We start from the raw sequence: 25,956 nt of genomic DNA on the forward strand, positions 1-25,956 counted from the left end.
CGTACCGAGTAGTTTTTTAATTTATGCTCTCGGAAGGCGACGGTGACGCATAACAGTAACGCCGGCAGCAGCAGCTCCAGAAATGGTTAGCACACCCAAAACACCCAGCATTATAGTGCTAAGCATATTGCCAGAAGACTTGTTCTCGGCTGTAGCACTAGCTTGAGCTTGTGGCTTTTCGCTTTCAGTATCCGAAATCTTTTCGTCAGTTTCGTTAGCAGGACGATCCTGAACATCATCATTTTCGGCAGTTTCAGTACTTTCTGCAGTTTTAGCGTTTTCTTTAGCCACATTAGATTCAGAAGTCTTTGCAGAAGGCTTTGCAGATTCAACAGTCTTGCTTTCAACAGGCTTTGACTGCTTATCTGCAGCATCTTCAGAAACAATATCCTTTACTGCAACAGTACGAACAGGATTAGAAGACTGAGCTGCAGGCTGCTCCTGAGAAATATTCTCATTCTGTTTCTGTTCTTCAACAGCAGTTACCGGAGGAACATAGCTTTCACTAGAAGAAGAGGTTTCTTTAGTCGCACTTGAAGGCGCTTCAGAAGGAGTTTTAGAAGAAGTTCCAGAATGCTTTACAGAAGGCGCTCCCGAAGTTTCTACATCAGAAGGAGTAGAAACTTTAGGATGCATAGAAGAATCAGCATTATCTTTTGAATTTACAGAAGATTGCGGATTATTAGGAGCAATTCTTCTTTCAGAATCATTAGATTGTGTTTGAGAATCAGAATTATTTCTTTTAGGAACAGGTGAAGTAGAGTCACTTTCAGAGCTCTTCTTCTTTTCCGATTGAGAAGCTTTCAAAGCGTCAAGTTCAGCTAATGCAAGACTATGCTGATTCTTAAGATCATTCAAAGCATCTTCTAAATTCTTCTTTGCTTTTTCATTGTCTACTTTTTGAACTTGGAAATTTTTTAGAAGATCTTTAAGTACAGCAATATTTGTTCGCAAACCTTCAATCTTTTTATTTCTTTCAGATTCATTATTAGAAAGCTCATAACTGTTGATATCTACTTCTATTGTAGAAAGCTCTTCTTTAATGTTTTCAATAGAACTAGTCTTATCATTCAAATCTTTAAGCTTATCTTCTGTATCTTGTTTTGCAATGTCTAAATCTTGCTTAATACTTTCAAGCTGCTTAGATTGTTCTTCGAACGACTTTACAGCTTCATTAAACTTAGGCTCAAGCTGAGTTAAAGAAGAATTCATATCGCTAAGCTTAAGTTTCTTTACACCAATTTCCTGATTTAAAGAATTAAACTCTTTGTCAGCATTTTCAAGATTAGAACGCAATTTATCAAAATCTGCATTATCTTGATGCTCTGCATCTTCCAATGCTTTCGCATCTTCATCTACTTTAGCACTAAGTTTTAGCAGAGCAGCTCTATCCTTTTCTATTTCTTCAGAAAGAACTTTAATGTCTGAATTAAGATTCTGCATCTTATTCTCATAGTTTTTATATATTTTCTCGTATGAATCTTTCTTAGAAGATTCTTCACTCTCAAGAGAAATAAGAGAATCTAATTCATTTTTTGATTTTTCATAATTATCTTTAGACTGTTCTTTCTGAATCTCAAGACTTTTAAGTTCTACTTCTTTTAGCTGCTTTTTCTTCTTAAGATCTTTTAGAACAGCTTGTGCTTGAGCTAAATCAGTTCCAATAACTTTATTTATTCCATCAAGTTCTTTTTCTTTTTTAGCAATACCTTTTGTAAAAGTATTAATATTCTCTATAGTCTTATTTAACTTATTTACTACATCTTCAAGATTTTTAGTTTGCTCATCAATTTTAGACTTTAATTCTTCAATGTTATGCTCAACTTGCAATAATTTATTTTCAGTAGATGCTTTTGCAGTCACCTCTGTTTGAGCTTGCGTATTTTGTACAACCTCAGCAGCTTCTTGCGCCCATGCTGGCATTGGACCTTGCAGGAACAAAACAAATCCTGCGATTGCTGCGGCAGATTTTTTCTTGACCGTTACCATATTTGTTACTCCTTGCTCGTAGCGGCCTTCATGTCTAACTTATGTCAGCAGTCATTTTGAGCATAACAAAGAAATAAATACATTTTCAATGCCATTTATTCGGAATATTTCCGATAAAACTTGTCATGATGAATAATAATCGTATTATTTTTGAATATTACTAATAAAAAATGCTCTTTTTTTTACATAATATTATGCTAGTCGCATAATTATACGCACGTTTTAATAAAAAAATAATAACAATATTACAAATTTTTTCAGAGTGTCGAAAAAGCCTAAGAAAAAGATAATGCCGATAAGTAAAATTTACATACCGGCACTATCTCTATTTTTTCTGCAACTTAACTTCTACAGACTATCTTTTCACATATGTTCTTACGAAATTTAGTCCTCCGCGAGCGCAACTACTGGCGAAGACTTCACTGCTCTACGAGCTGGAAGCACGCTGGAAAGAAGAGCTGCAAGCAAAGCGATGAGAGCAAGAACCGCGTAAATAGTCCAATCAACTACAAACGGAACTTTGCCAATTGTGCTAAATACCATGTAGGATCCAATCCAACCAAATGCTGTTCCAACAATCAAGCCTGAAACAGTGCTTGTTAAGGAAATCAACGTTGCTTCCAATGCAAGAGACCTTCTAACCTGTCCCCTTGTCATGCCGATTGCGCGCAAAGTTGCAGATTCTTTGGTTCGCTCAATAACAGACAAGCTTAATGTGTTTGCAACGCCTATTAAAGCAATCACAACAGCTACTGCTATTAAGCCAACAAGCGCCATCATCATTGCGTCGATAGTACTCTCCCACTTTGCTCGCTCAAACACGCTTCCAGTAGACACAACCTCCGCATAACTAGATGTAACATTTCGAATGTTTTTAGCAATATCTACAAGATTAGCTTTGCTAGAGTCTACCGAAATGAGCAAAATATGCGTTGTAGGCTTAAGGTAGTTATTGAAGTAGGATTTGCTCACAAAAGCAGTATTATTTGAATACACACCAACATTTCGATACTTCTTAAACTGAACTTGCTTTACAGTAATGCTCTTATCGTTATTACTAGAGTCTGTATTCATGCCAGTAAATGGCGTAATATTATCACTGTCTGTTTCACCAGAACTGTACTTTTCTACATAAGCCTGCAGATTAAGACTTCCTTTTTTAAGATCAAAAGGCTCTCCACCTTCATCATTAAACTTAGGCAAAAGCACAGAATCTTTGTTTATATTAACGCCATCAAGGTCAGTGTGCATTACATTTCTAAGTTGATTTACATTATCAACTCCAGCTGCCATAGCGTACTCAGTTTTGCCCTTAGCGTTCTTAAAAGTCATAGGAACTGCAGGAAGCAACTCAGTATGCTTTATTCCACTAATCTTTGAAATGTCGGCAGCTAAAGATTCATCAACATTCTTGCCTTGAATAATAATGTCAACACTGTAACGGTCATCAACAACACCTTTAAGAGTTGCTTTACCGCACATTGCGCCAGTTACTACTGTTGAAACAAGAGTTACGCCAATAAGCAAAGCTGTTCCAGTTGCTGCAACTCTTCTAGGGTTTCGTTGCACGTTTGCGTTAGCAACTTTAGAAGCAGGCCCACAAAGTGCCATAACTGCGCCAGTTGCCTTCATAGCAAACGGCATCCAGAATGTTGCTGTAATAATAATTCCAATAAACACAAGCGCGCATCCAAAAACTGCTCCAATCAAAGTCCTCCAAGAGTCAGCACCAGCATTAGGTGACTGCTGAGCAATCATGCTTGCTAAAGAAGTAGAACTTAAAGCCGTAAATAAAATACCTACAACAATAAATAGAACGCCAAAAACAGCGCGAATAATGCTTGCACGCTTATCTTTCATCAAATCCATTGGTCGCAACGCTTCCATAGGCGTTACTTTTGTAGCAGATTGCGCAGCACCCATAGATGCAAGAACTGTTACAATCGCGCCAATTACTATTGGCCACACAATCGCCGGAAGTGAAACAATCAAAGGAATTTTAGATAATGGTCCAGAATTAATATTCAAGTTACTAATTGCGCCCATAAATCCTATTGCGCAAAGCACGCCAATAGCCGCAGAAATAACTCCAAGTATTGCAGCTTCAAGCAAAACTGCTGTATAAAGCTGATGCGATTGTGCACCGATTACGCGCAAAAGCGCAAGAGTGCGTCTGCGTTGAGCAACCAAAACTTGGAATGTGTTTGCTATAACAAGCGAAGAAATAAGCAACGCTAGAACACCAAACGATAGCAAGAACATAGTCACAAAATTTGTGCCGTTTGACACACTTCGAACAGCTCTTACACCAACTTCGTGCCTAGACATAAGAGAAAATTGCTCTGGAAGCAAAGCGTTAATCTTAGGAGATAAATCGTTTATTTTAGATTCATCAATACTCATGTACACTTTGCTTTGCACAACTTGATTGTCAAAATTTTTAAGATTGTTGAGTTTTGCACAAAAATCATTCGTTATGCCACCAAGATACGTGCCGCGATTTGAAATTGGTATTTGAGAATGTTCTCCATCGTCAACAAGACCAACCACACGAACATCGTATGATTTTTCTTTATTTCCGCCAGCTTCATCTACTTTAACCAAGGTTATAGTATCGCCAATATTTGCATGTATGGATTTAGCAATACTTTTAATAAGCGTAATTTCGCCTATTTTTTGCGGATCTCTACCTTCTGTTGATTTATACACAGGAAGATTTCCATACAAACCACTAGACCAAGCAATACTTGTAACTGATTTATCACCTTTTTCTACTCCTACAAGCGCAGTCGCATCGTCACTACGAATACCGTTGACACCAGGCATCTTCGATATTTCGTCTAAATGAAGGTCTTTATAATGAATTCCACTATTCGGAGAACTGTTAGAGCTTTTAGATGAGATTGCATAATTTGCGCTATGGAATTCTTCCGTTGCATTGCGAACCATCAAGTCGTCAACACTGTTTACAAAAAGCAAAGTAGCGCTCATAAACATGCTGCCTATAAGAATTGCAATTCCAGAGGCGATTAGCATGCGCACGCTTTTACGCATAAGTTTTAGCGCGATTTTCCACATTCTAACTTCACCACCTTTTATTGCAATTGAGCAGACTGATTACTAATACCAGCCTCGCTGCGTTCCATAAGCATCTTGCTCATGCCTTCCGCAGTAGGATTTTGCACATCTTCAACGATTTGGCCATCTGCAAACACGATTGCTCGATCCGCGTAAGAGGCTGCAACAGCGTCGTGAGTAACCATAATCACAGTTTGACCAAGCTCCGTTACGGACTTCTTCAAGAAATGCAAAACTTCTGAGCTGGAAGCAGAGTCAAGATTTCCGGTAGGCTCGTCTGCAAAAACTACGGAAGGCTTAGAGATTAAAGCTCGAGCAATTGCAACACGTTGACGCTGACCGCCTGAAAGCTCAGCAGGTCTGTGATGTAATCGATTTTGCAATCCAAGAGTTAAAACCAAAGTATTAAACCATTGCTTATCTGGCTTTTTGCCCGCCAAAGTAAGAGGCATGAGAATATTTTGCTCAGCGCTAAACATTGGAAGAAGATTAAAACTTTGGAAAATAAATCCGACCATTTCGCGTCGCATAAGCGTAAGCTGCTTATCGCTCATGCCTGTAATATCTAGGCCATCTACCAAAACTTTTCCAGAATTAACGCTGTCAAGACCAGCCAAAGAGTGCATTAAAGTTGACTTTCCGGAACCAGAAGGACCCATAATCGCCGTAAACTTGCCGCGTTCAAAACTTACGCTTACATCTCGCAAAGCGTGAACAATGCCTGCACCCTTGCCAAAATCTTTAACAACATGCAAAGCTGCAACTGCTGTTTCACCAATCAAGTTTTGGTTAAAATCTGCTCTAAAATCTAAAGCATTTTCTTGCTCGTATGAGCTTGTTTCGTACGGACTGTTCATAACTGCTCCTTTTCTTAAAAAGTAGTAATCGCATAATTATCTACTGCTAATACTTAAATTTACGGAAAAATACAGCTGATTACCATCGTGCGTAAGGCGGAAATTATTGAGAAAAAATTAGCGTCTCATCCTAAAGTATGATGCACAAATTTACAGAATGTATAAAAAATCGGAGCGCATACAAATACAATATGCGCTCCGAATAAAATGGTAATGGATCTTCAGGAATATTTTTAATTAATAATTTTTTACTTTTACTTTCTCTTTTCTATTTAAGCAAGACCTGCTTTACGAACAGCGTCAAATCCGCGCTGCAAATCGGCAAGAATATCGTCAATATGCTCAGTTCCAATAGACAAGCGAATAGTTCCCTCATAAATGCCCTGATCTTCCAATTCTTCAGGAGTTTCCTGAGAGTGCGTAGTAGATGCAGGATGAATAACCAATGATTTTACGTCCGCAACATTTGCAAGCAATGAGAAAAGCTGTAAATTGTCAATAAATACGCGAGCTGCATCCCTTCCACCTTTAATATCAAACGTGAAAATAGAGCCTCCACCATTCGGGAAGTAACGCTTATAAAGCTCGTGATCAGAACGACCTTCAATAGAAGGATGACTTACAGATTCAACCTCTGGCACAGTTTGCAAATATTGAACAACCTTCAACGCATTCTCAACGTGACGCTCAACACGCAAGCTCAAGGTTTCCGTGCCTTGCAAAAGCAAGAATGCTGCAAATGGGCTAATGCAAGCACCAGTATCGCGCAAAATAATCGCACGAATACGCGTCACAAAAGCCACAGGTCCTAAAGCTTCATAGAAGTTCAAACCGTGGTAACTTGGGTCAGCTTCTGTAAGAGTTGGGAATTTTCCAGGGACTTTAGCCCAATCAAAATTGCCGCCTTCAACAATAATGCCACCAAGAGTTGTACCATGACCGCCAATAAATTTCGTAGCAGATTCGACTACAATATCTGCACCATGCTCAAGCGGACGGAAAAGATATGGAGTTGCGAAAGTATTGTCAACAAAAACAGGAAGATTGTGGCGATGAGCAATCTCGGAAATAGTCTCAAAATCAGGCAAATCTGCGTTAGGATTACCGAAAGTTTCAAAGTATACAAGCTTTGTATTTGGTTGAATAGCATCCTCGAAGTTTTGAGGATTCTTAGGATCGACAAAAGTAGTTGTTACACCATCTCGAGGAAGAGTGTGACGAAGAAGGTTATAAGTTCCACCATACACATTCTTTGAAGACACGATGTGATCGCCCTGCTGCGTAATGTTACGAATAGCATAGTCGACAGCGGCCGCGCCAGAAGCAACAGCCAAAGCTGCAGTACCACCTTCAAGAGCTGCAATTCTGCGCTCAAAAACATCTTGAGTAGAATTCGTTAAACGACCATAAATGTTTCCAGCGTCACGCAAATCAAAACGAGCTGCAGCATGGTCAAAATCATGGAATACGTAGCTTGTTGTTTGATAAATAGGAACTGCACGAGAATCAGTTGCCGGATCCGCCTGCTCTTGACCTACATGCAATTGCAAGGTCTCAAAATGATACTTTCCTTGCGTTTCTTCAATATCGCTCATAATACCCCTCCAGTTTTGCGACTTTTTAAACAGTAGATTAGTTTGCTTCAGTTTACTTTGCGCATCCGCTTACTTTTCCGTTTTCTGTTTACATATTTATTTAAGTGATAACGACAATATGCCACTATGGTTCATTCGTACATACCTGCGGTTATCAAAATTAGCTATAACGAATTAACAGTTTGCAAAAAATAGCGAAATTTGTTTTAGAAAAATACAGAAAATATACTGAATTTCTAATACAACACGCCGTATACAGCTTTTATCCACAATGCTTAAAAAATCTGGATTACTGCTCAATAAGCACAGAAAATAGCAGCATGATTACACAAAAACACATTATTGACGATGAAATTATCTCGCTTGACGAGATTGACAACGCTGAAACTGCTCAAGTATTTTTGCAAGAAAAACTTGAACAAGTGTCCAACGAGCTTCAAGATGATTCTCTTGAAAGTAAAGAGTTGGGAAAACTGGGAGAAACATACGCCGCTTTGCGACTTATGCAAAAAGGGTGGCACGTTATTGACAGAAACTGGCATTGCCGCAATGGAGAGCTAGATTTGGTAATGATTACTCCAGAACAAAAATTGGTATTCGTAGAAGTAAAAACTCGAAGAAGCGTACGTTGTGGCACTCCACTTGAAGCAATTACTCAAGAAAAATGTAGCAAATTACGTACAACTGGTATGAAATGGCTGGAAGAATGCGGAAGCGACATACCTCATTACCGTATTCGATTTGATGCTGTATCAATTCTCGTTATTAACAAATACACTTATCCAGATTCTGCATATGAATTGCAATCCTTGGAAGAAATTGAAGATAATTCATCAATCCAATTCAAGCATGTTCAAGGAGCATTCTAATGCATATTGGAAACGCAACATCAATAGGACTTATTGGTCTTAAAGCTTTTACTATTCAGCTGCAAGCTTTTATATCTGGAAATATGCCAAACTTTTCTATTATCGGCTTACCTGACACTTCATTAAGCGAAGCAAGAGAGCGCGTTAAATCAGCTCATTTTGCGTTGCATTGCAAATGGCCTGAAGGAAGGATAACAGTAAACTTATCACCTGCTTCAATGCCAAAAAGCGGAGCATCATACGATTTAGCTATCGCAGCAAGCATACTAAGCGCAGAAAAGTATATTCCACTTACAGAATTAGAAAATACAGTTATTCTAGGAGAACTAAATCTTGACGGGACAGTATTACCTACTCAAGGCATTCTTCCTATTGCACTTTACGCAAAAAAGATGCATTTTAAACGAATGATTATTCCACAAGAAAATCTTGCCGAAGCACAACTTGTAGATGGAATTGAATCTATTGGAATACACCATATTTTAGATTTAGTGACGCAATTGCATGGCAGTTTGAGCGAGGAATCACTAAAGCTTATTGAAGAAGACCCTGCGTATAAACATATGCAAGTTCTTGAGCGAAATGGAAATTATAACAATGGAGAAGAAGATTATAATCCGTCAATTCACGAAGAAAGCACTTCCCCACTACAAATTGAACCAAAATATGAAATTGGAGATATGTCTGAAGTAATAGGGCAAGAACATACAAAATGGGCTCTACAAGTTGCTGCAGCTGGAGGACATCACGTGATGATGATTGGACCTCCAGGATCTGGAAAAACCATGCTAGCTTCACGAATACCAAGCATTATGTGTCCACTTAACGAACAAGAACAGCTTGAGGTTGCTTCAATTCGTTCACTTTGTGGCACACTTCCCTACTACGGAATTAGCAATATTCCACCATTTGAAGCACCTCACCATACTGCTTCAGCAGCTTCTCTTATTGGAGGAGGAACAGGAGTTGCAAAACCTGGGATTATTACTAGAGCACATTGCGGAGTGCTGTTTATGGATGAGGCTCCAGAGTTTTCTCCTAGAGTATTGCAAACCCTAAGAGAACCATTGGAATCAGGGCATATTGCTATTTCTCGTTCAAAAGGTACAACTCTTTATCCAGCTAAATTCCAGCTTGTTATTGCTGCAAATCCTTGTCCTTGCGGCTACGCATACGGAAATGGAGAAAGATGCACTTGCAAAGAGCGCGAAAGAGCACGATATTTTTCACGCCTTTCAGGTCCAATTCTTGACCGTATTGATATTCAAATGGATGTACCTCCAGTAGAACGAATTATTATTTCAAACCATCATCAAGACAATGCACAAAACTCAGTTAAAAACACGTATCTGAATAGCAAAACAATGCGAGGTAACGTAATAGAAGCTCGTAAAATTGCTCGCGATCGTTTTATAAAACAAGGTTGGGATTGCAACGCACAAGCATCTGGAACGTGGCTTAGAAAATACACTTCACAGCAAGCTGTAGGACTTATTAACCGTGCATTAGAAAAGCATCAATTGAGTTTGCGCGGAGCAGATAGAGCATTGCGACTCGCGTGGACACTTGCTGATCTTTCTGGACACACTTCACCAGACATGACAGACATGGCACAAGCTATCAGTTTAAGGACACGAATATGAACACTAAGAGCATAAACAACACGGATAACACTAAAGAAACCATTAGTGCATCTAGCGATTTTTCTTCACCAGACGAAGAAACAATATCTCGTGCAATACTTACATTCTGCCTTGAAGGAGTGGATGCAATTATGTACACACTACTATTGGGATCTAAAAGCGCTAAAGAAATTGTTTCACTATTAAAAACAATTGTGAAAAATTATACGAAACAACAATCAACAGACTCAGCTCAACAAATGCAACTTCCAATTATTAGTGAAGTAGCAGATCAAGAAAACGATGCCAATTCTAAAACTTTTACCTCAAGAAAACGTAACAAAAATCAAGAATTAGTATCTACAATGTTAAGTTTCATAAAAAAACATAAAGAGCTTGCTCTCTTAGAAAATTATTTCAAGAAGGGCTTAACAGCGTGGGGTTATCACAACAATAATGCGCCTAAATCTTTAGAAGTGCTACACAATTCTATTTCAACATGGTGCGTTCGATTATTGCATTTGCCGACATGGAATAGTGAATCACTATGTCAATGGTTCACTTGTGGCGGAAAGCAATGGATTATTGCACCACACAGCAAATATTGGCCGAAACAATTACAAGATTTGGCTTTTCAGAGTCATTTCTCACCACCTTTATGCTTGTGGGGCGTAGGGAATCCACAAACATTAACACAATGTCATAATCCACTTGCTATTGTTGGTTCACGCTCTTGCACAGACTACGGAAGAGAACTCGCATATCAATTTGCTTATGATTGCGCTTCGAAAGGTCATACTGTTATTTCTGGTGGAGCGTACGGAATTGATGCAGCAGCACATTGGGGCGCATTAGATGCACAAGATATAGATGAAAATAAGCCTACAGGAAAAACCATTGCTGTATTTGCAGGAGGATTAAATCATATGGGCCCCAGATGCAATTATCAGCTTTTTGAACAAATTATTGCAAAAGGCGGAGTGTGTATTAGCGAACTATGCCCAGATACAACACCAGTAGGCCACAGATTTTTATTGCGAAATAGAATTATTGCAGCTCTAGCATCAAAAATTATAGTTGCTCAAGCAAGATTACAATCCGGAGCGCTAAATACTGCAACATGGGCAACGGATTTAAATCGCGAACTATACGCTATACCAGGAGATATCAATCAGCCTAATAATGCGGGATGCAACAAGCTAATACACGATTCACAAGCTATAATATTGTGTTCAACTCAAGATATAGATATTCTGTTTCCTCAATCTCATCACTACTTTGCTTATTCTCAACCTAAACCAGAAAAATTAAGTATAGACTATAAAAATTATGACAATACACAAAAACTAATTATCGACGCAATTACAACGTGCAAACGCAAACACGAACTTGCAAATGTTGACAGAATATACGAAATAATAAAAACTTCTTACAAAGAAAAACAATTAGATTACATACCATCTATTGCTGAAATTTCTGGAAAAATTGCATTGCTAGAATTGGAAGGAATTATTGTACAAAATAAAGAAAATTTAACATTATCACAGCAAAAAGTAGCGTAAAATAACGCGCTCAATACAAGATATGTGAGAAAATAAAAGTATGCAATCAAGCGAATACTACGATGTTATTATTGTTGGCGCTGGAGCTGCAGGATTATCTGCAGCACTAGGATTAATTAAATCCGAAGAATACGCATGCATGAAAAAAGAAGGAAAAACACCATCAATTTTAGTGATTTCTAAAGTGCCAGCATTGCGTTCACACACGGGTTCTGCTGAAGGAGGTATAGCAGCAAGCCTTGGGAATGTAGAGCACGACAAATGGCAATGGCATTATTATGACACAGTTCATGGCGGAGATTGGCTAAGCGATCAAGATGCAGCAAAGCTACTTGCAAAAGAAGCACCAAAAACAGTTATTCAGCTTGAACATGATGGCGTAGCATTTTCTCGAACACAAAATGGATATATTAACCAACGCCGTTTTGGTGGACATACTGCTAATTTTGGAAAGAATCCAATTGAACGTGCAGCTTTTGCTGCAGATCGTATTGGTCACCAAATTTTACATAGCTTATGGCAACAATGTGTTTCCGAGAATATTGTATTTGCTGAAGATTGTTACGTAACAGATGTTGCTATAAACGATCAAACTATGAGCGTTGAAGGAATTGTTGCATTTGATTTATCTGCAGGAGACTTGCGAGCAATAAAGTCTAGATTCCTACTTTTAGCTACAGGCGGATCGGGAAGATTATTTGCAACAACATCTAATTCGTGGGATTTAACAGGCGATGGCATGGCTTTAGCTTTAAAAGCAGGATTACAACTTGAAGACTGCGAGTTCATTCAATTCCACCCTACTGGACTAGCTCATACTGGTATTCTGCTTTCAGAAGCAGCAAGAGCTGAAGGCGGCGTGCTTAGGAACTCAAATGGCGAAGCTTTTATGAAAAAATACGATGAAGCACATGCAGATTTAGCTCCAAGAGATGTTGTTTCTCGTGCAATTGCCCAAGAAATTCGCGAAGGCAGAGGTGTAAACGATTCAACAACTACGCAACAAAGCAATTCACATAACGATTGCGTTTGGCTAGATATGACACATATCAGCCGAGAAAATATGTTAGAATACTTGCCACAAGTCACAGAAACTATTGAAAAATATGCTCATCTTGACCCAACTTGCGATTTAGTCCCAATTCGTCCTACAGCTCACTACACAATGGGCGGAATACCGATAACTTTGGATGGAAAAGTATATAGATGGCAAAATAACAACCAAACTATTGTTTATGGTTTATACGCTGCCGGAGAATGCTCATGCGTAGGAGTGCACGGAGCTAATCGATTAGGAGGAAACTCCTTGCTTGACGCATGCCTTTTTGGAAATCGCGCGGGAGCAACAATAGCAAAAGAATTGAAAAACTTAAACAAGGATGACGAAACTAACAGTAACAAAACCAACGAAACCAACGAAACCAATAAAACTTTCTCAAATAATACTGCACTACAAGTCTTATATAAACAAAGAAATAATGAACTTAATCAGCTTATGGAAACAAGTGCGAAGCAAGCTACAGATTTTACAAACAACAGCTATAACGACGAGTCTTCACAAATAGAAGAAGATAATCCTTATAAATTATTTGCAGATTTAGGAAAAATCATGGAAAACGCTGTTGCAATATCATGTGACGAACAATCAATTAAAAAAGCACTCAATGACATACAAGAATTTATAGATCCTAAAATTCAATCATTACACATCCATAGCAATAATTTAGTTTTTAACCAAGAAATTACTGCAATATGGGAAATAAAGAACATGTCACTACTTGCAAAAGCAGCATTGCAATCTTCACTTGCTAGACATGAATCTAGAGGTGCTTTCTTTAGAAGAGACTATCCAAAACATGATATTTCTTCATTGCCACAACACTCGTTCATTGACTTTGATGGAAACTTGGCAAAAAAGTCAGTGAATATTATTGATTTTAAACAAGATAGTAAAGGAGATTTTTATACTGAAAATAGCATAATTTAAAACTATTATTACTATTTTCATATATAAATATTTTGAAAATTCGTAATTTTTTCAACACGCCGAAGCGAAGAAGAAAAAAAGATGTTATAGTCTTATCTGTTGTCTAAAACACCTGTCCGGGTGGCGGAATGGTAGACGCGCTAGCTTGAGGTGCTAGTGCCTATTTGTTACAGGCGTGCGGGTTCAACTCCCGCTCCGGACACGAAAAAACCTTGCTGGAAAACCAGCAAGGTTTTATTGTTTTTTAACACAAAAATGGGCTAGCTAAGACATTCTTAGTTAGCCCTAAAGTTTAATTAAGCAGCATTTGAATGCAGGTGGAAACGAATCTCACCAGAATTTGGCGCATAAACAGATGCACCAAAAGCAATAATCGTACCAAACTTATCTTTTACAGTAGAATAAGCTGTAATTGCAGGAGTTCCAACTTCAAGGTTAAGTACTGCTGCAAGCCTGTCACATAGATTTTCTATATGCACAGACACTTCATTCGTCAAAATTTTAGGAAAACGAGAAGCAGGCAAATAGAGCACACTATAACGCGATAAAACATCGTCAACATAACGCAAGCGTTTCAAACATATCAATTCATCTACTGGATCAAGGCCTAAACGAGCAGCAGCATCTTCATCATGAATAACATCGTTTTCAATAACTTTTATTCTAATTTTTGCATCATTAGAATAAGTCTGCTCGTAAAATCCTTGCGCACGATCAGAAATTACTTCTTGACTATAACTAGGAATAATTGAAGAAGCTCGAAATGTTCCTCTACCCTGCTCACGAACAAGTAATCCTTCAGTAATAAGGTTATCGACTGCATGCCTCAAAGTAATACGGCTCACATTGTATTGTTTGCACAATTCAATTTCAGGAGGTAATTGTTCGTTCGCTTCCATAGAATCAATGCGAGCGCGTAGATTATCTCGCACAGCAATGTATTTAGGCACACCTTCGACCATTATCACTCTCCCCTAGCTAAACGCTAATATGAAAAAGCCGTTGATACTAGTTTGTGTAAAACACAGCATAGTAACAACGGCTCATGCAAAACTAATAACTCTGTTATCCTACCAGTCATACAATAAAATGTACAAATAAATAAGAAAATGAGTAAAAAAATTTTTAATTTTTATATGTATATACAATTATTTAATTGTATTTTTATTTTCTTTACTTATTTTATTTCTTCAACCTTTTCAAAATTATTAGAATCGCGTTTATTCATCAATATCGAAACAGAATAGAACAATATTAGTGCAATAAGTATTACAGAAATTAAAACAGTACGACCACCGACAATATTTGCGTGACCAAGTATTACACCAAATACACCATAATCCGCATCAGAATATGTAGAATTTGCGCTTCCCAAATCGCCAAGCACTGGCAAAAGGAACAACGGAAGGAAAGTAATAAAAAGACCATTAATAAATGATGCAGTCAAGCAACCACGTATTCCACCTTGACCATTACCGAATACTCCTGCAGCACCACCAGCCATGAAATGCGCAACAATTCCAGGAATAATAATTGTCGTTCCCAAAATCGCCATAAGCGTCATTCCAAGCAAACCGCCAAAGAAACTAGCTAAGAAACCAATAAGAACAGCATTAGGAGCAAAGCCAAAAGTCATTGGTGCATCTAAAGCAGGACGCGCATTTTTAACAAGCTTTTCCGATATTCCCTTAAAAGCTGGAACAATTTCGTCAAGAACAATCTGCACGCCTGCAAGAATAATATAAACACCTGCAGCAAAAGTTGCAGCCTTCAACATAACGAAAACAATGAAGTTTTGACCATTAGATAAATGTGTTTCGACATACGAAGATCCAGCAAAAAGTGCCACTACTATATAAATAACAGCCATAGAAAGCGTGATAAGAACTGTTGTATCACGCAAGAATCCCAATGCTGCTGGGAATTTAATATCCTCAGTTGACTTAGAAGGACGCTTTTTTGAAGCAGTAAGCTTTGCAATTAACGCACCTAAAGCAACACCAGTACCAGCAGGATGTCCTAAAGCAACATCATCTTTGCCTGAAGCTTTCTTCATAAACGGCTGCACCAGTGCTGGAGAAATTGTCGTAAACAATCCTTGAGCAATTGAACCCCATAAAAGAACTTCCCACATGCTAAATCCTGCAACATTAAATATAACTGCAAGCATACTTGCCATATAGAAAGCTACGTGACCCGTTAAATAGATAAATTTAAAACGAGAAGTAATAGAAAGAATAATATTAACAATCATTCCAAAGAAGAAAATAAGCGCAGATTCAGAGCCATACTTCAATAAAACAGTTCCAATAATTGCTTCATTATTCGGCACTACGCCTTGCACATGAAATGCGTATTGAAACATTTTGCCAAAGGGGTTCAACGCTTCAGTAATAACTCCAGAACCAGCTGCTAAAACAAGAAAACCAACAAGAGTACGGATTGATCCTTGCAAAATATCCGAGAATTTCTTTCTTTGCACTGCAAGCCCAATAAAAGAAATAAGCGCAACTATAACAGATGGCTGTCTGAAAATATCGAGCAGTACTGACAGAATTCCGTCCACGTAACTCTCCTTACCATATTAATCGATATAGTTTGAGCGGCTTACGCAATTATTGGCGGCAAAAATATCTTACAAACTTCGCAAACGATACCGTAGGCGAAACTATTCGAAATACACGATTAGTTTCGTAGCACAGTAAAACTACACATACAAAATTCACGGTTCCGCAATGAAGCAAAGTAGTAAGAGCTACTACGAGCAGTAGTTTTTATACCCAGCCAACAACTACTGTTACAGCTCATACTGTTGTTTCATGTCAAATTCATTATATCGTTTAAACATTATAAACAATTAAAATAACACTATTTATAACTAAAATATTTATTAAATATCAATAAAATTCGAAATTTTTACCTGTTTTTAGAAAATTCGACACACCAATATACAGAAAAAAGCACTCCATTTTCACGAAGTGCTTTATAAAATCAGTAATTATTACAGTTTTTAATGAAAATAAACATATGTTTTACTGTATAAACATATGTTTATATTTCGGTCAATAATTCTCATCAAAAACTGTCACTCCCACTTTTTCAAATATACAATACATATAAAACTGCTGAGTAAAATATTTTTAATTTTTAGCACAGTTCATACCACATAATTGTTTTTATCGTTTTTGAGTGCAAAACTATTAAATTTTTCGATTTATTTCGTAAATGTGAATTGTCTTACATATGTCTAATTAGAGTATGACTTTTATTTTTACTCAATTAGAAGTTTTTATCCATTCTATAGCTAGTTGCACGCGATCACGCATCCCCAGTTTTGCAAGAATACGAGAGACAGCTTTTTTGGCTGAATCAGGTTCAATAAAAAGCTTCTCAGCAATTTCTGCATTATTGAGACCACATGACACAAGGCTTACTATTTCAATTTCATGTTCTGTTAGAGCATCAAATTTAGCTCTAGCTATTTGCACATCTTGACTTGCACTGATTTGAGAAACATGACGAGCTAATATCTTTCCTGTTATTCTTGGAGTTAGCACAGCATCTCCTGCATTAATAGCTTCAATAGCAGATATAAGTTGCGGTCCGCGCACATCCTTTAGTAGGAAACCGGAAGCTCCAGAACTTAGCATTTTAAATGCATAGTCGTCATAATCATAAGTAGTAAGTGCAAGAATCTTAATATTTCTGTATTTAGTTTTAATATGTTTTGTCGCAATGATCCCATTCATAACAGGCATCCTAATATCCATAATTATTATTTCCGGCAACTGCTCACCCGATGCAGATAACCTTTCAAGCATATCTAATGCAACTAGCCCGTTTTCACAAGATCCTATGACAGTACATGTAGCAGATTTGTTAATTATCATTGAAAATCCATAACGGATAGCTTTCTGATCATCGACAATAATAACTCGGATTTTTTTGCGATCAATCATAGATATTTTCCTTTGGTATAATTGCATGCACTCTCCAGCCACCTCTAGCATAGACCCCTGCAGTAATAGAGCCTCCAATACTGACTAAATCAGCAGCGATATGAGCAAGACCATAACCAGTAGACGGAGTCTGTTCATGAATACCCATCTGTTTGCCATTATCAATTACAACAACTTCGAGTTCTCCTTTCAACGTTATGGTGATTTGAACACTAATTTCTGTAGCATGTGTAGCATGTTTCAAAGTATTCGTTATAGATTCGCGAATAATCCTGTATGCCCATTGAATTTGAACCCCCACTTCTGGAACTACTGGTGTTATTTCTAGCTGTGCACGTATTCCAAGTTTATTGATTCCTGCAACCAGTTCTTCAATATCGGTAATAGAATGTTCCTTATTACTATCTTGTTCTCCACCAGATATCGAGTTAACTAGAGTTCTCGTTTGCCGTAAGCCACTTCTAGCATATTCGTTGATAAGTTTCACTATTTCATGCTGTTTCACATCTAAATCATCATCTACTTGCAGACCCTCAGTTAGGCTAATAATTGCGGTAAGACAATGTCCAACAGAATCGTGTAGCACAGTTGCCATTCTCGTAGCTTTCTCATTAACTCGTGCTTGGGATTCACTCTCATGTAGTTCAGATAATATGGCTTGTTCTTGTTGTTTCTCTCTGACCTGATTTGCTCTCATTCGTATTAGAGCAGCAGTTAGAGATGTAAATACAAAAACAGAAATGGCAGGAATAATTAATTTCCTGCCGAAGACTACATATCCATAAAGAGTTGATAAGACAACTCCAGCACCTAAGGCTAATATACCTATTAACATTTTTCGCATATCAAGCAAACATATACCTGAAGAAGCCAGAATATACATGGTAAGCAATCCAATATTTACATCTCCACAATAGGCAGATATACTAGCGGCCATAAGAGATAAAGCAACAGAAATATGCCAATATCGGCGCCTACCAAATACTGCAATAGAAGTTAGCACAACCGTCATCCACACTATAATCGGATCAGCATCACTACGTAATCCAATTATTATTTGATAGATAGTCGAAAGTATTCCAATAATCCATACCGGCTCAGAGTTATTTATCCAAGCTGCATATATTTGGTCAAAGAACCCAAGCCGGTAACTACTTGAGGATATTCGTCTAGCGTTATAATCGTGATGAAATAAAGCTTTCTCACGCATATAAGTGCTCATAGCCTTGCTCGTTTGAATTGAACCTTTATGAATATCATTCCCAAAATTATCCACATTAGATTCATCATAACAGAGATAACAATCGAACCTACCGCATAAAAATCACCTATACAACGTACAGCACTTGCATACGCAAGAAGAGCCGGTGGATAAACAACAGATAATGCGGGTGCAACAATAGCCATTCCAAATCCTATGAGTGATGAAACCAACACAACTGTAACAATTGAAGAAAATCCTGAAAGGCGAACCCCAATACCCACTACAATCAGTTGCCAAGCTGTCATCGCTAATGCAATCGCAAATAAACGAGGAACTAGAGAAAATACATCAGAAATATGAAAATGAAGAAATATGCCAGCAACAAGTTGTAAAGTGCCAAACAGCAATACAGAAAACATAGAAATAACAAAGGAATGAAGCGTCAATGTTGTAATATACTTATTAACAACTCCAATAGCCTTTAAACGAGCAATATTACGGCCATTATGCTCATTAGACATTTTCTGCGCTTGCAGTGCACCAAGCAATATAGGAAAGAATAATGTCGTTGGCAACAACGCAGACTGACCCCATACTGCTAAATAGGTAACTCCTTGAGCCTTGAACTCTGCTTCATATGACTCATATTGACTAATTCCCATAAGCAATCCAAGAAAAGACGTACACAATAAAGCAATCCAATACCAAGTAATGTTATTTTTCCTACATTCCCAAGCAAATGTTTTTTTTATCATTGTTCCACCTTTCTAATTTTAATCAAAAACATGCACACACTAGACCAGAAAATCCCAACAATCACTGCTACTACGCCAAACAGTAGTGCTTCGGAGCTAATAGTAACCACGCCACCAGTTGAACCAAGTACCGGATTCGCAGCACTAACAATACCCCAAGGCAAAATCCAAGATAAATAATTTAAACCAGCAAATGGAAGTGCAGATGTACCTATAGCAGCAACCACAGCCATTCCAAGAGTCACACCTTGTTGTGAAAATTGTGTAGCAGCCCATGTATGTATAGCACTTACAGCAATCGCATCTCCTACCAGTGCAAGTAAAGCAGATAATGATATTATTGTAATGTTGTTTGGTCTATTAAATCCATATATTAACGATGATACGAGTGCTAATGCCAAAATGAAAACAGCAACTAGCGTAGTAATCATTATAGTTACAACAAGATTTGCACCAAACTGGCGACTAGCAGAAATTCCCATAGAACGCAGTTTAGTATCCATACCACCATCACGCGATGTGGTTACCACCCTAGAGGCGACAATTGCAGCAATAATCGGTAACACGTAGATAGCTAACATCATCACCTCATTCAATGCTAGCAAATAAAGGTGAATCTCTTTGGGGCCACGAGCACGTTTAGCAAGCGCTGCACCCAACCATAAGCCAACAACAGCAATGAATAATAATGTAATCAGCAAAATCTGTCGATGACGCAAACTTTTTAGCGTTAAAATAAACTGCTTCATTTTGCGACCACCTTTGATGTGTAAATTGGATCTGTTAGTTCTAAGAATGCTTCTTCCAAAGATTGACGAACCATTTGTACCCTATATACTTTCACATTTTGATTCACAAGATGTGCAACCAAATTTGCTACTACTTCATTAGATATAATTGGCAATATTAGGGATCTACTAGCCTCTTCCACTTTATAATCAATACCACAATTAGATAATAGAACTACTGCAGATTGCATATCAGAAACTTGTAGTTGCAAGTACCCTGCAGAACAAATATCCTGCATACGCCCCTCAAAGCGTAAAGTTCCTGCTGAGATAATCCCCACATAATCAGCCATCTGTTCAATTTCAGAAAGTATATGAGATGAAATCATCACCGTCGTACCACGGTTATGCGCCCAATTAACAATTAGCTGACGCATTTCTACTACACCAGCAGGATCTAAACCATTTGTTGGCTCATCTAAAATCAACACAGGTGGATTCGCTGCCAAAGCTAGCGCTATACCTAGACGCTGCTTCATTCCTAAAGAAAACGCTTTCACTGGTTTTTTACCAGTTATACCTGAAAGCCCAACCATGTCGAGTGCTTCTCGACCTTGAGCACGAACAATGCCAAGATAATCGCAAACCAAATCAACGTTCTCTAAGGCACTTAAATTAGGATAAAATGCCGGACCTTCTATCAACGATCCTACCAATAACCCCGGCAACACTTTCTTAGAGCTACCATTACTTGCAGAATTCCGAAACTCTACAATCTGACCACTTGAAGGTTTAACAAGACCAAGCAACATCTTCATAGTTGTTGATTTGCCAGCACCATTTGGTCCAAGAAAACCATAGATGCTTCCACGTGGAACATGAATAGACAAATCCCGCACTACAGCCTGATCACCATAGACTTTTGATAGTCTACAAGTTTCAATTGCGTACTTAGACATTAATATCTCCATTCATTTGTGATTTGTAATAATTTCGATACATTTCGCTACTATTCAATAGCTGCGAATGTGTACCAATTTCTGGTGATGCAATATCACTGAAAAATATAACTTTGTCTTGCGGTTTCAACATTCGCAAGTTGTGCGTAACTAACATAATTGATAATTGTTTGTTGTTTTTAAGATTCGAATGAATAGTTTTTATAAGTTCTTGATTTAACCCAATATAAGGCTCATCCAAAAAAACCCATCCGTTTTGAGCCGAAACAAGAGCGCGAGCAATAGCTAATCTCTTTTTTTCTCCACTTGACAAATTAGAAGCATTTTCCAACAATAAGGAATCCAATTTTAAAGGAAATTCTTTTATACGTTGATCTAAAGAAACTATTTCCAGTGCCGACCAAAGTAAGTTAGCATCTTTTTTATCATATTCACCCACAAGAAATTCTCGGATGGTGGATCCGCCTAAAGGTGTATCAGCTAACGAAACTCCAACTTTATCGTTAAAACTACTCGGCTGATACAACAGACCTTGATGAGGTATTAAACCAAGCAGAGTCTTAATAAAGGTTGTTTTTCCAATACCAGATCTGCCTATTAGAAATACCTTCTCTCCAGGAGTGAAATGAATAGTCCCATAATCTAAATGTTTATTTCCTGGTAAAGTTACACTCAAATTTGTAGCAACTAATTCAGAGCTAGAAGAATCTTCGACAAATAATTGTTTAGGTTGCGTAGCAGTAAGGTCATTATTCCTATCTAGATTTTGTCGTACAGTTACATATCCAGTAAACGAGTTAAGCACATCTTTTAATCCTGATACAGATAGTGCTGCACATGATTGTATCATTAGCATTTCACCCAGGTTAACACTGCCCATTTTGAAACAAAATGCTAGATAAACGGCCAGAAAAATATTTGAAGCATATGTGAAAAAAGAAGAGAACGACTGAGCTAACGTAACTAGTTTTGTTAGCGATAGATAACTAGACGTTAGTGAATCATTTAATTGAATCCATTTATCTGCAATATAATTGGTTTTACGAGTAGAAATAAGAACAGCAATATCTTCAATATCATGTTGAATTCTAGTTGATAAGTTTTGCTGAGATTGAATAAAATCAAACGTCAATTCTTTTTGTCTATTAACAATGAAATAGTTAATGGTTGCAAAAAAAGCTAACCCTAAAAGTAGAACGACTGAAATAATAGGGGTAAAATAGGCTATGAATCCAAGAAGGACAGTAGAAGATATAGCTGAAAACAGTTGAGGAATGATTGCCTTTTGTAGCGTATCACGCACCGTAGTGCGTAAAGCTAACTTCTCGATTAAAGCACCTATGCTGGAACGTTCGAAATAAGATAATGGCTGTTGTGTCATTGATTTGATTAGACGATTTGAATAAGCCCTATCAAAATCTCTAGCCCCTTTTTCTAATGCTTTTACCTGCACAAAATAATTCAATACAGTAATTAGCCCTATACACCCTACTGCTATAAACAAATAGTTAAAACTATTGTTTTTCTCAACTATACAACGCAATAACGCAGCGTATAATAATGAAACACCTTGAATACAAATAAAAGAAAGCAGCATCCACAAAAAACCAGTTTTTGAAAATAAAGAAAAAACATTAGTTTTTTTCACAGGATCTTTTTTATCGATTTTCACTTTTGATGAAGAATCTTTAGAAATCGACAACACTGTTCCTGAAAAAATTCTACTAAGTTCATCAATACGAATACGTCTTATACCGTATGCTGGATCGTTTATAACTAAAAACTCTTTTTTTACTTTTGATAGCACAACATAATGATTGTTGATCAAATGTAAAATCAAGATTGAATCACTTTGCTTGGCATATTCCAACAACTCTAAAGAATTAATACGATATGCTTTTAACAGTAGACCATATTTTTCACATAAAGATCGCAAACTAGATGCTCGTAATCCATCAGACTCAAATAGGTAGTGTTCAGGATTAATCGAATATGGATCTCTGCTAATCCCATAAACAGACAAAACCATGGCAAAACATGCGAGTAAACAATCTTTTTCTGACTGTTGTTTAATCATTTTCATTTGCATCACTCCTTACTGGAATAAGAGGAAACAAAGTTGCTTTGTCATTAGAGAGTTCATCGAGGAACAATTTAATCCCTGCTAGTCCTGTCATAAGTCCTAAAGATTGAAAACGATTATTACCGAACCCACATCCAAAATCAACAATATAACGTAGGAATAGTTTAATCTGACGACTCAATTCAACACTTTGATTTACAGATAAAAGACCTTGCTTATCAAGAAATATTAGCAACTTAAGGTTACCTGAAATGCCATGGCACATAGAAAAACTTGTTAATGAATAAAAGCTAGAAAGAATATGTTGAATCCCTAAATGAATTTCTTCACGAGCTTTTTGACGTTCAAAATAATCTAGAAATCCTACTGTTTTATCCAATTCCAATAATAAATATCGGCTAAGAACCATACCAGTTGTTCCATTACACCAGTTAGCAGTTGGAATTGATGGAATATGACGCGTATCCACCCATAAACCACTTGCATTTATAAATGAATCATCTGTCTTTATAGCTTTTAATCCAAGATCGACGTATTCTTCGTTATGGAGAACTATTCCAGCCTTAAGAAGCGACAATCCTATGCCAGCATTACCATGCGCAAAGCTGGCATTAGCTTTTCTTACTTCATTTCCGATAGGCCATCGCAAAATCCCTTCTTCACAGATCATTTTTTTCTTTAAACTGTATGCAGCTTCTTGAATAAGAACATGCGTATAATCAGTGTGCATATCAGCCAAAGAAAAAATAAAACCCGCGTTCCCTCCAAGAACATCATGAACACTATCTTTTCGAACACAATTCAAGATTTCATTAATATTGCACGATAAAAATCGATTACGATCTTCACCAACAATCAAACGAGACATATAACTCAAATAAACTGAACTAGATGTAAATTGACCATTCTTATCATCGGGAAGACTATTTTTAAGAACAGTCTCAATACCGTCTCTTCCAGAATATAAATTACTGGAAACAACATCAATAACTAGATTGTCCCGATCATCAACATTGGCTCCAAACCAATATCTATTCTTCGAATTATGTTTATCAATTACAGCATACTTTGTAAAGAATTCTTCAATACTAAAAGATAAATCGGAAGCTATCTGTGTTTGTGACTTTAGCGCAATTAAACTATTTTTTTTGCAAGTCTCACAATAGGTTATCCATTGCGTGTTTTGCACTGTAGCTACACCTTTAAGAGAAAACTCAATCACATCAACTTGAAATTTAAGATCTTTTGTATTCAGCCTTTCAAGTTGTTGTTTCATTAAAGTCATAGGAGTCAAAGAAAGCTCACATAGTAGCTGTTTATTCCCACCATAAAGATCTTTTGAATTTGCTCTACAGTAAAAAGACGGAATAAGTCCAACTTCTAGAACCGAACGCTCGTAGTCAACTAAATTTGAAGATAAAATACCATACTTCTTTTCGCAAAAAATCTTCCAAATATATTCCTTACGTTCTTGAAAACGATATGATTTCAACGCCTCTATAACAGCAGCATATTCTCGGGTATTACGTAATAAAATTCTACTTTCTATAGATGTAGCAACACTTTCTAACTTAGCAATCAACTCCTTACGCACTTTAAGAATAGCTGTATACGTATAATGAAAACCATCTAATATATCATCGTAATAATCTTCCCATGCCAAATTTTCTTCACCATCATATTTACTTAAGAAGGGAGAGGCAGTGTTAGTAGAGACTATTCTATCTTTTCTCTCAAACCTCATATCTAAAGTTCCTATATCAACCAGTTCCTTAACAGATCTAAGTATTCTCTTTGAAGATATAGCACCAACATCATCACGCTCAGATTGATTTGCAGCTAGTGGAAGCATTCCTGTCATAAGAACACTGTTATTTATCCGCTTCAATAGTTTATAATTAAAACTAACATCATTCTTGCGATAACTTTCATTTATATTTAACGCACCTAGTGTCTCATAATCAATAATTACAGGATATTCTCCATGAGCAATAATATTTTCATAATGCAAATCGCTCATACGCAACGCATAAGCCAAACACATAATTTGTCCAAATCTCCGGTAGTATCTTGAAGCCTGTTCTTTTGATGATAATGGTTTGCGATCAATAGATTCATACCAAGAATGATCCCCCAAATTTAAACTTTTTGGCCAAACCAAATCCAATATTTTCTCATCTTCAGATATTAAGCTCCATAGAACTTCCAATACTTGTAAATTACCATTTGAGCCACGCTTCAAATACAACTTAAAGTCTTTTGATTCTACTAGGAAAGAAGGAGGTGTTTCATGTAAATCACCGCAAACTTTAGTTAATATTTTATTATTCTTATTGAAAGAATAATTGAAAACCTTGTTTATCTGATGAACATCACTATGCAAACAACCTGTAACCCATTTTTTATATTCTTTCTTTTTTAATTCTAGTTTTGCTACATTTTCTAGCCTATGCCTTGCTAAATGCATGAATTCTGAAAAGAAAGTATCATCATGCTCTAAACGACTGATGAAATCAGCAAAAGACGGTTTCCCATTCTTGGCTTTATAGTTCGCTAGGAACAGTACTATCGTTGGCCCAAGCACATGCTCCAGCTCCAGATTAGAAGTATCTATAAGACGAATATCAGCACTTCTAACTTTTTCGAATACACCATTAAACTGATATAGCTCATTGGTTTCATCAGTAACCATTTTAGGTGAAATCCTTC

At 37.1% G+C, this 25,956-nt stretch carries 17 protein-coding genes and 1 tRNA gene; 5 read left to right on the forward strand and 13 right to left on the reverse strand.

Going from position 1 to position 25,956, the window contains the following annotated elements; genetic code table 11:
- Positions 1-21 precede the first annotated feature (21 nt).
- The 4 genes from HXT59_RS05480 to HXT59_RS05495 all read right to left on the reverse strand — a co-directional run bounded on the left by HXT59_RS05480 (position 22) and on the right by HXT59_RS05495 (position 7,519).
- Entirely contained in the window at positions 22-1,989 is a 1,968-nt protein-coding gene (locus tag HXT59_RS05480) for an ATPase (protein ID WP_421784261.1), read from the reverse strand.
- Positions 1,990-2,373: 384 nt separating this feature from the next.
- Positions 2,374-5,067 carry an ABC transporter permease gene (locus HXT59_RS05485; RefSeq protein ID WP_421784262.1) on the reverse strand — a complete coding sequence of 898 codons (2,694 nt, stop codon included), beginning with the start codon at positions 5,065-5,067 and terminating at the stop codon, positions 2,374-2,376.
- 17 nt (positions 5,068-5,084) lie between these two features.
- A complete protein-coding gene (locus HXT59_RS05490; protein ID WP_004111369.1) occupies positions 5,085-5,924 on the reverse strand; it encodes an ABC transporter ATP-binding protein in 840 nt (279 codons plus the stop codon).
- Between the two features lie 272 nt (positions 5,925-6,196).
- Entirely contained in the window at positions 6,197-7,519 is a 1,323-nt protein-coding gene (locus HXT59_RS05495) for an O-acetylhomoserine aminocarboxypropyltransferase/cysteine synthase family protein (protein WP_004111368.1), read from the reverse strand.
- A gap of 320 nt (positions 7,520-7,839) precedes the next feature.
- Here HXT59_RS05495 and HXT59_RS05500 point away from each other — a divergent pair, with 320 nt between their 5' ends.
- The 5 genes from HXT59_RS05500 to HXT59_RS05520 all read left to right on the forward strand — a co-directional run bounded on the left by HXT59_RS05500 (position 7,840) and on the right by HXT59_RS05520 (position 13,761).
- Positions 7,840-8,388 carry a YraN family protein gene (locus HXT59_RS05500; protein ID WP_033888751.1) on the forward strand — a complete coding sequence of 183 codons (549 nt, stop codon included), beginning with the start codon at positions 7,840-7,842 and terminating at the stop codon, positions 8,386-8,388.
- Positions 8,388-10,031 (forward strand): YifB family Mg chelatase-like AAA ATPase, encoded by a 1,644-nt coding sequence (locus tag HXT59_RS05505; protein ID WP_421784263.1) that lies wholly within the window; start codon positions 8,388-8,390, stop codon positions 10,029-10,031. Before HXT59_RS05500 ends, HXT59_RS05505 begins: the two co-directional genes overlap by 1 nt.
- On the forward strand, positions 10,028-11,572 hold the full coding sequence (dprA, locus tag HXT59_RS05510; RefSeq protein WP_421784264.1) for a DNA-processing protein DprA: 1,545 nt from the start codon (positions 10,028-10,030) through the stop codon (positions 11,570-11,572). The genes HXT59_RS05505 and dprA overlap by 4 nt, the downstream gene beginning before the upstream one ends.
- 40 nt (positions 11,573-11,612) lie before the next feature.
- Positions 11,613-13,559, forward strand: a complete 1,947-nt coding sequence (locus HXT59_RS05515; protein ID WP_012914075.1) for an FAD-binding protein — start codon at positions 11,613-11,615, stop codon at positions 13,557-13,559.
- Between the two features lie 114 nt (positions 13,560-13,673).
- Positions 13,674-13,761: transfer RNA gene (locus tag HXT59_RS05520), tRNA-Leu, on the forward strand.
- A gap of 94 nt (positions 13,762-13,855) precedes the next feature.
- Here the strand turns inward: HXT59_RS05520 and HXT59_RS05525 are convergent.
- The 9 genes from HXT59_RS05525 to HXT59_RS05565 form a co-directional block, all read right to left on the reverse strand.
- Positions 13,856-14,521 carry a GntR family transcriptional regulator gene (locus HXT59_RS05525; protein ID WP_421784265.1) on the reverse strand — a complete coding sequence of 222 codons (666 nt, stop codon included), beginning with the start codon at positions 14,519-14,521 and terminating at the stop codon, positions 13,856-13,858.
- A 215-nt stretch (positions 14,522-14,736) separates the two neighbouring features.
- Entirely contained in the window at positions 14,737-16,125 is a 1,389-nt protein-coding gene (locus HXT59_RS05530; protein WP_116440596.1) for a PTS ascorbate transporter subunit IIC, read from the reverse strand.
- Between the two features lie 709 nt (positions 16,126-16,834).
- Complete coding sequence (locus HXT59_RS05535; RefSeq protein ID WP_004111361.1) at positions 16,835-17,518, reverse strand: response regulator; 684 nt, start codon at positions 17,516-17,518, stop codon at positions 16,835-16,837.
- Positions 17,511-18,740, reverse strand: a complete 1,230-nt coding sequence (locus HXT59_RS05540) for a sensor histidine kinase (RefSeq protein ID WP_004111360.1) — start codon at positions 18,738-18,740, stop codon at positions 17,511-17,513. The genes HXT59_RS05535 and HXT59_RS05540 overlap by 8 nt, the downstream gene beginning before the upstream one ends.
- Entirely contained in the window at positions 18,737-19,477 is a 741-nt protein-coding gene (locus HXT59_RS05545; protein ID WP_004111359.1) for a hypothetical protein, read from the reverse strand. Before HXT59_RS05545 ends, HXT59_RS05540 begins: the two co-directional genes overlap by 4 nt.
- Positions 19,474-20,226, reverse strand: a complete 753-nt coding sequence (locus HXT59_RS05550; protein ID WP_004111358.1) for an ABC transporter permease — start codon at positions 20,224-20,226, stop codon at positions 19,474-19,476. The genes HXT59_RS05545 and HXT59_RS05550 overlap by 4 nt, the downstream gene beginning before the upstream one ends.
- On the reverse strand, positions 20,223-21,164 hold the full coding sequence (locus HXT59_RS05555; protein WP_004111357.1) for an ABC transporter ATP-binding protein: 942 nt from the start codon (positions 21,162-21,164) through the stop codon (positions 20,223-20,225). Before HXT59_RS05555 ends, HXT59_RS05550 begins: the two co-directional genes overlap by 4 nt.
- Complete coding sequence (locus HXT59_RS05560) at positions 21,157-23,247, reverse strand: cysteine peptidase family C39 domain-containing protein (RefSeq protein ID WP_004111355.1); 2,091 nt, start codon at positions 23,245-23,247, stop codon at positions 21,157-21,159. Before HXT59_RS05560 ends, HXT59_RS05555 begins: the two co-directional genes overlap by 8 nt.
- Positions 23,234-25,939 (reverse strand): DUF4135 domain-containing protein, encoded by a 2,706-nt coding sequence (locus tag HXT59_RS05565; RefSeq protein ID WP_116440595.1) that lies wholly within the window; start codon positions 25,937-25,939, stop codon positions 23,234-23,236. Before HXT59_RS05565 ends, HXT59_RS05560 begins: the two co-directional genes overlap by 14 nt.
- Between the last annotated feature and the right edge of the window lie 17 nt (positions 25,940-25,956).

The organism is Gardnerella sp. KA01001 (assembly GCF_049244025.1).
GTDB classification, from domain to species: domain Bacteria; phylum Actinomycetota; class Actinomycetes; order Actinomycetales; family Bifidobacteriaceae; genus Bifidobacterium; species Bifidobacterium swidsinskii.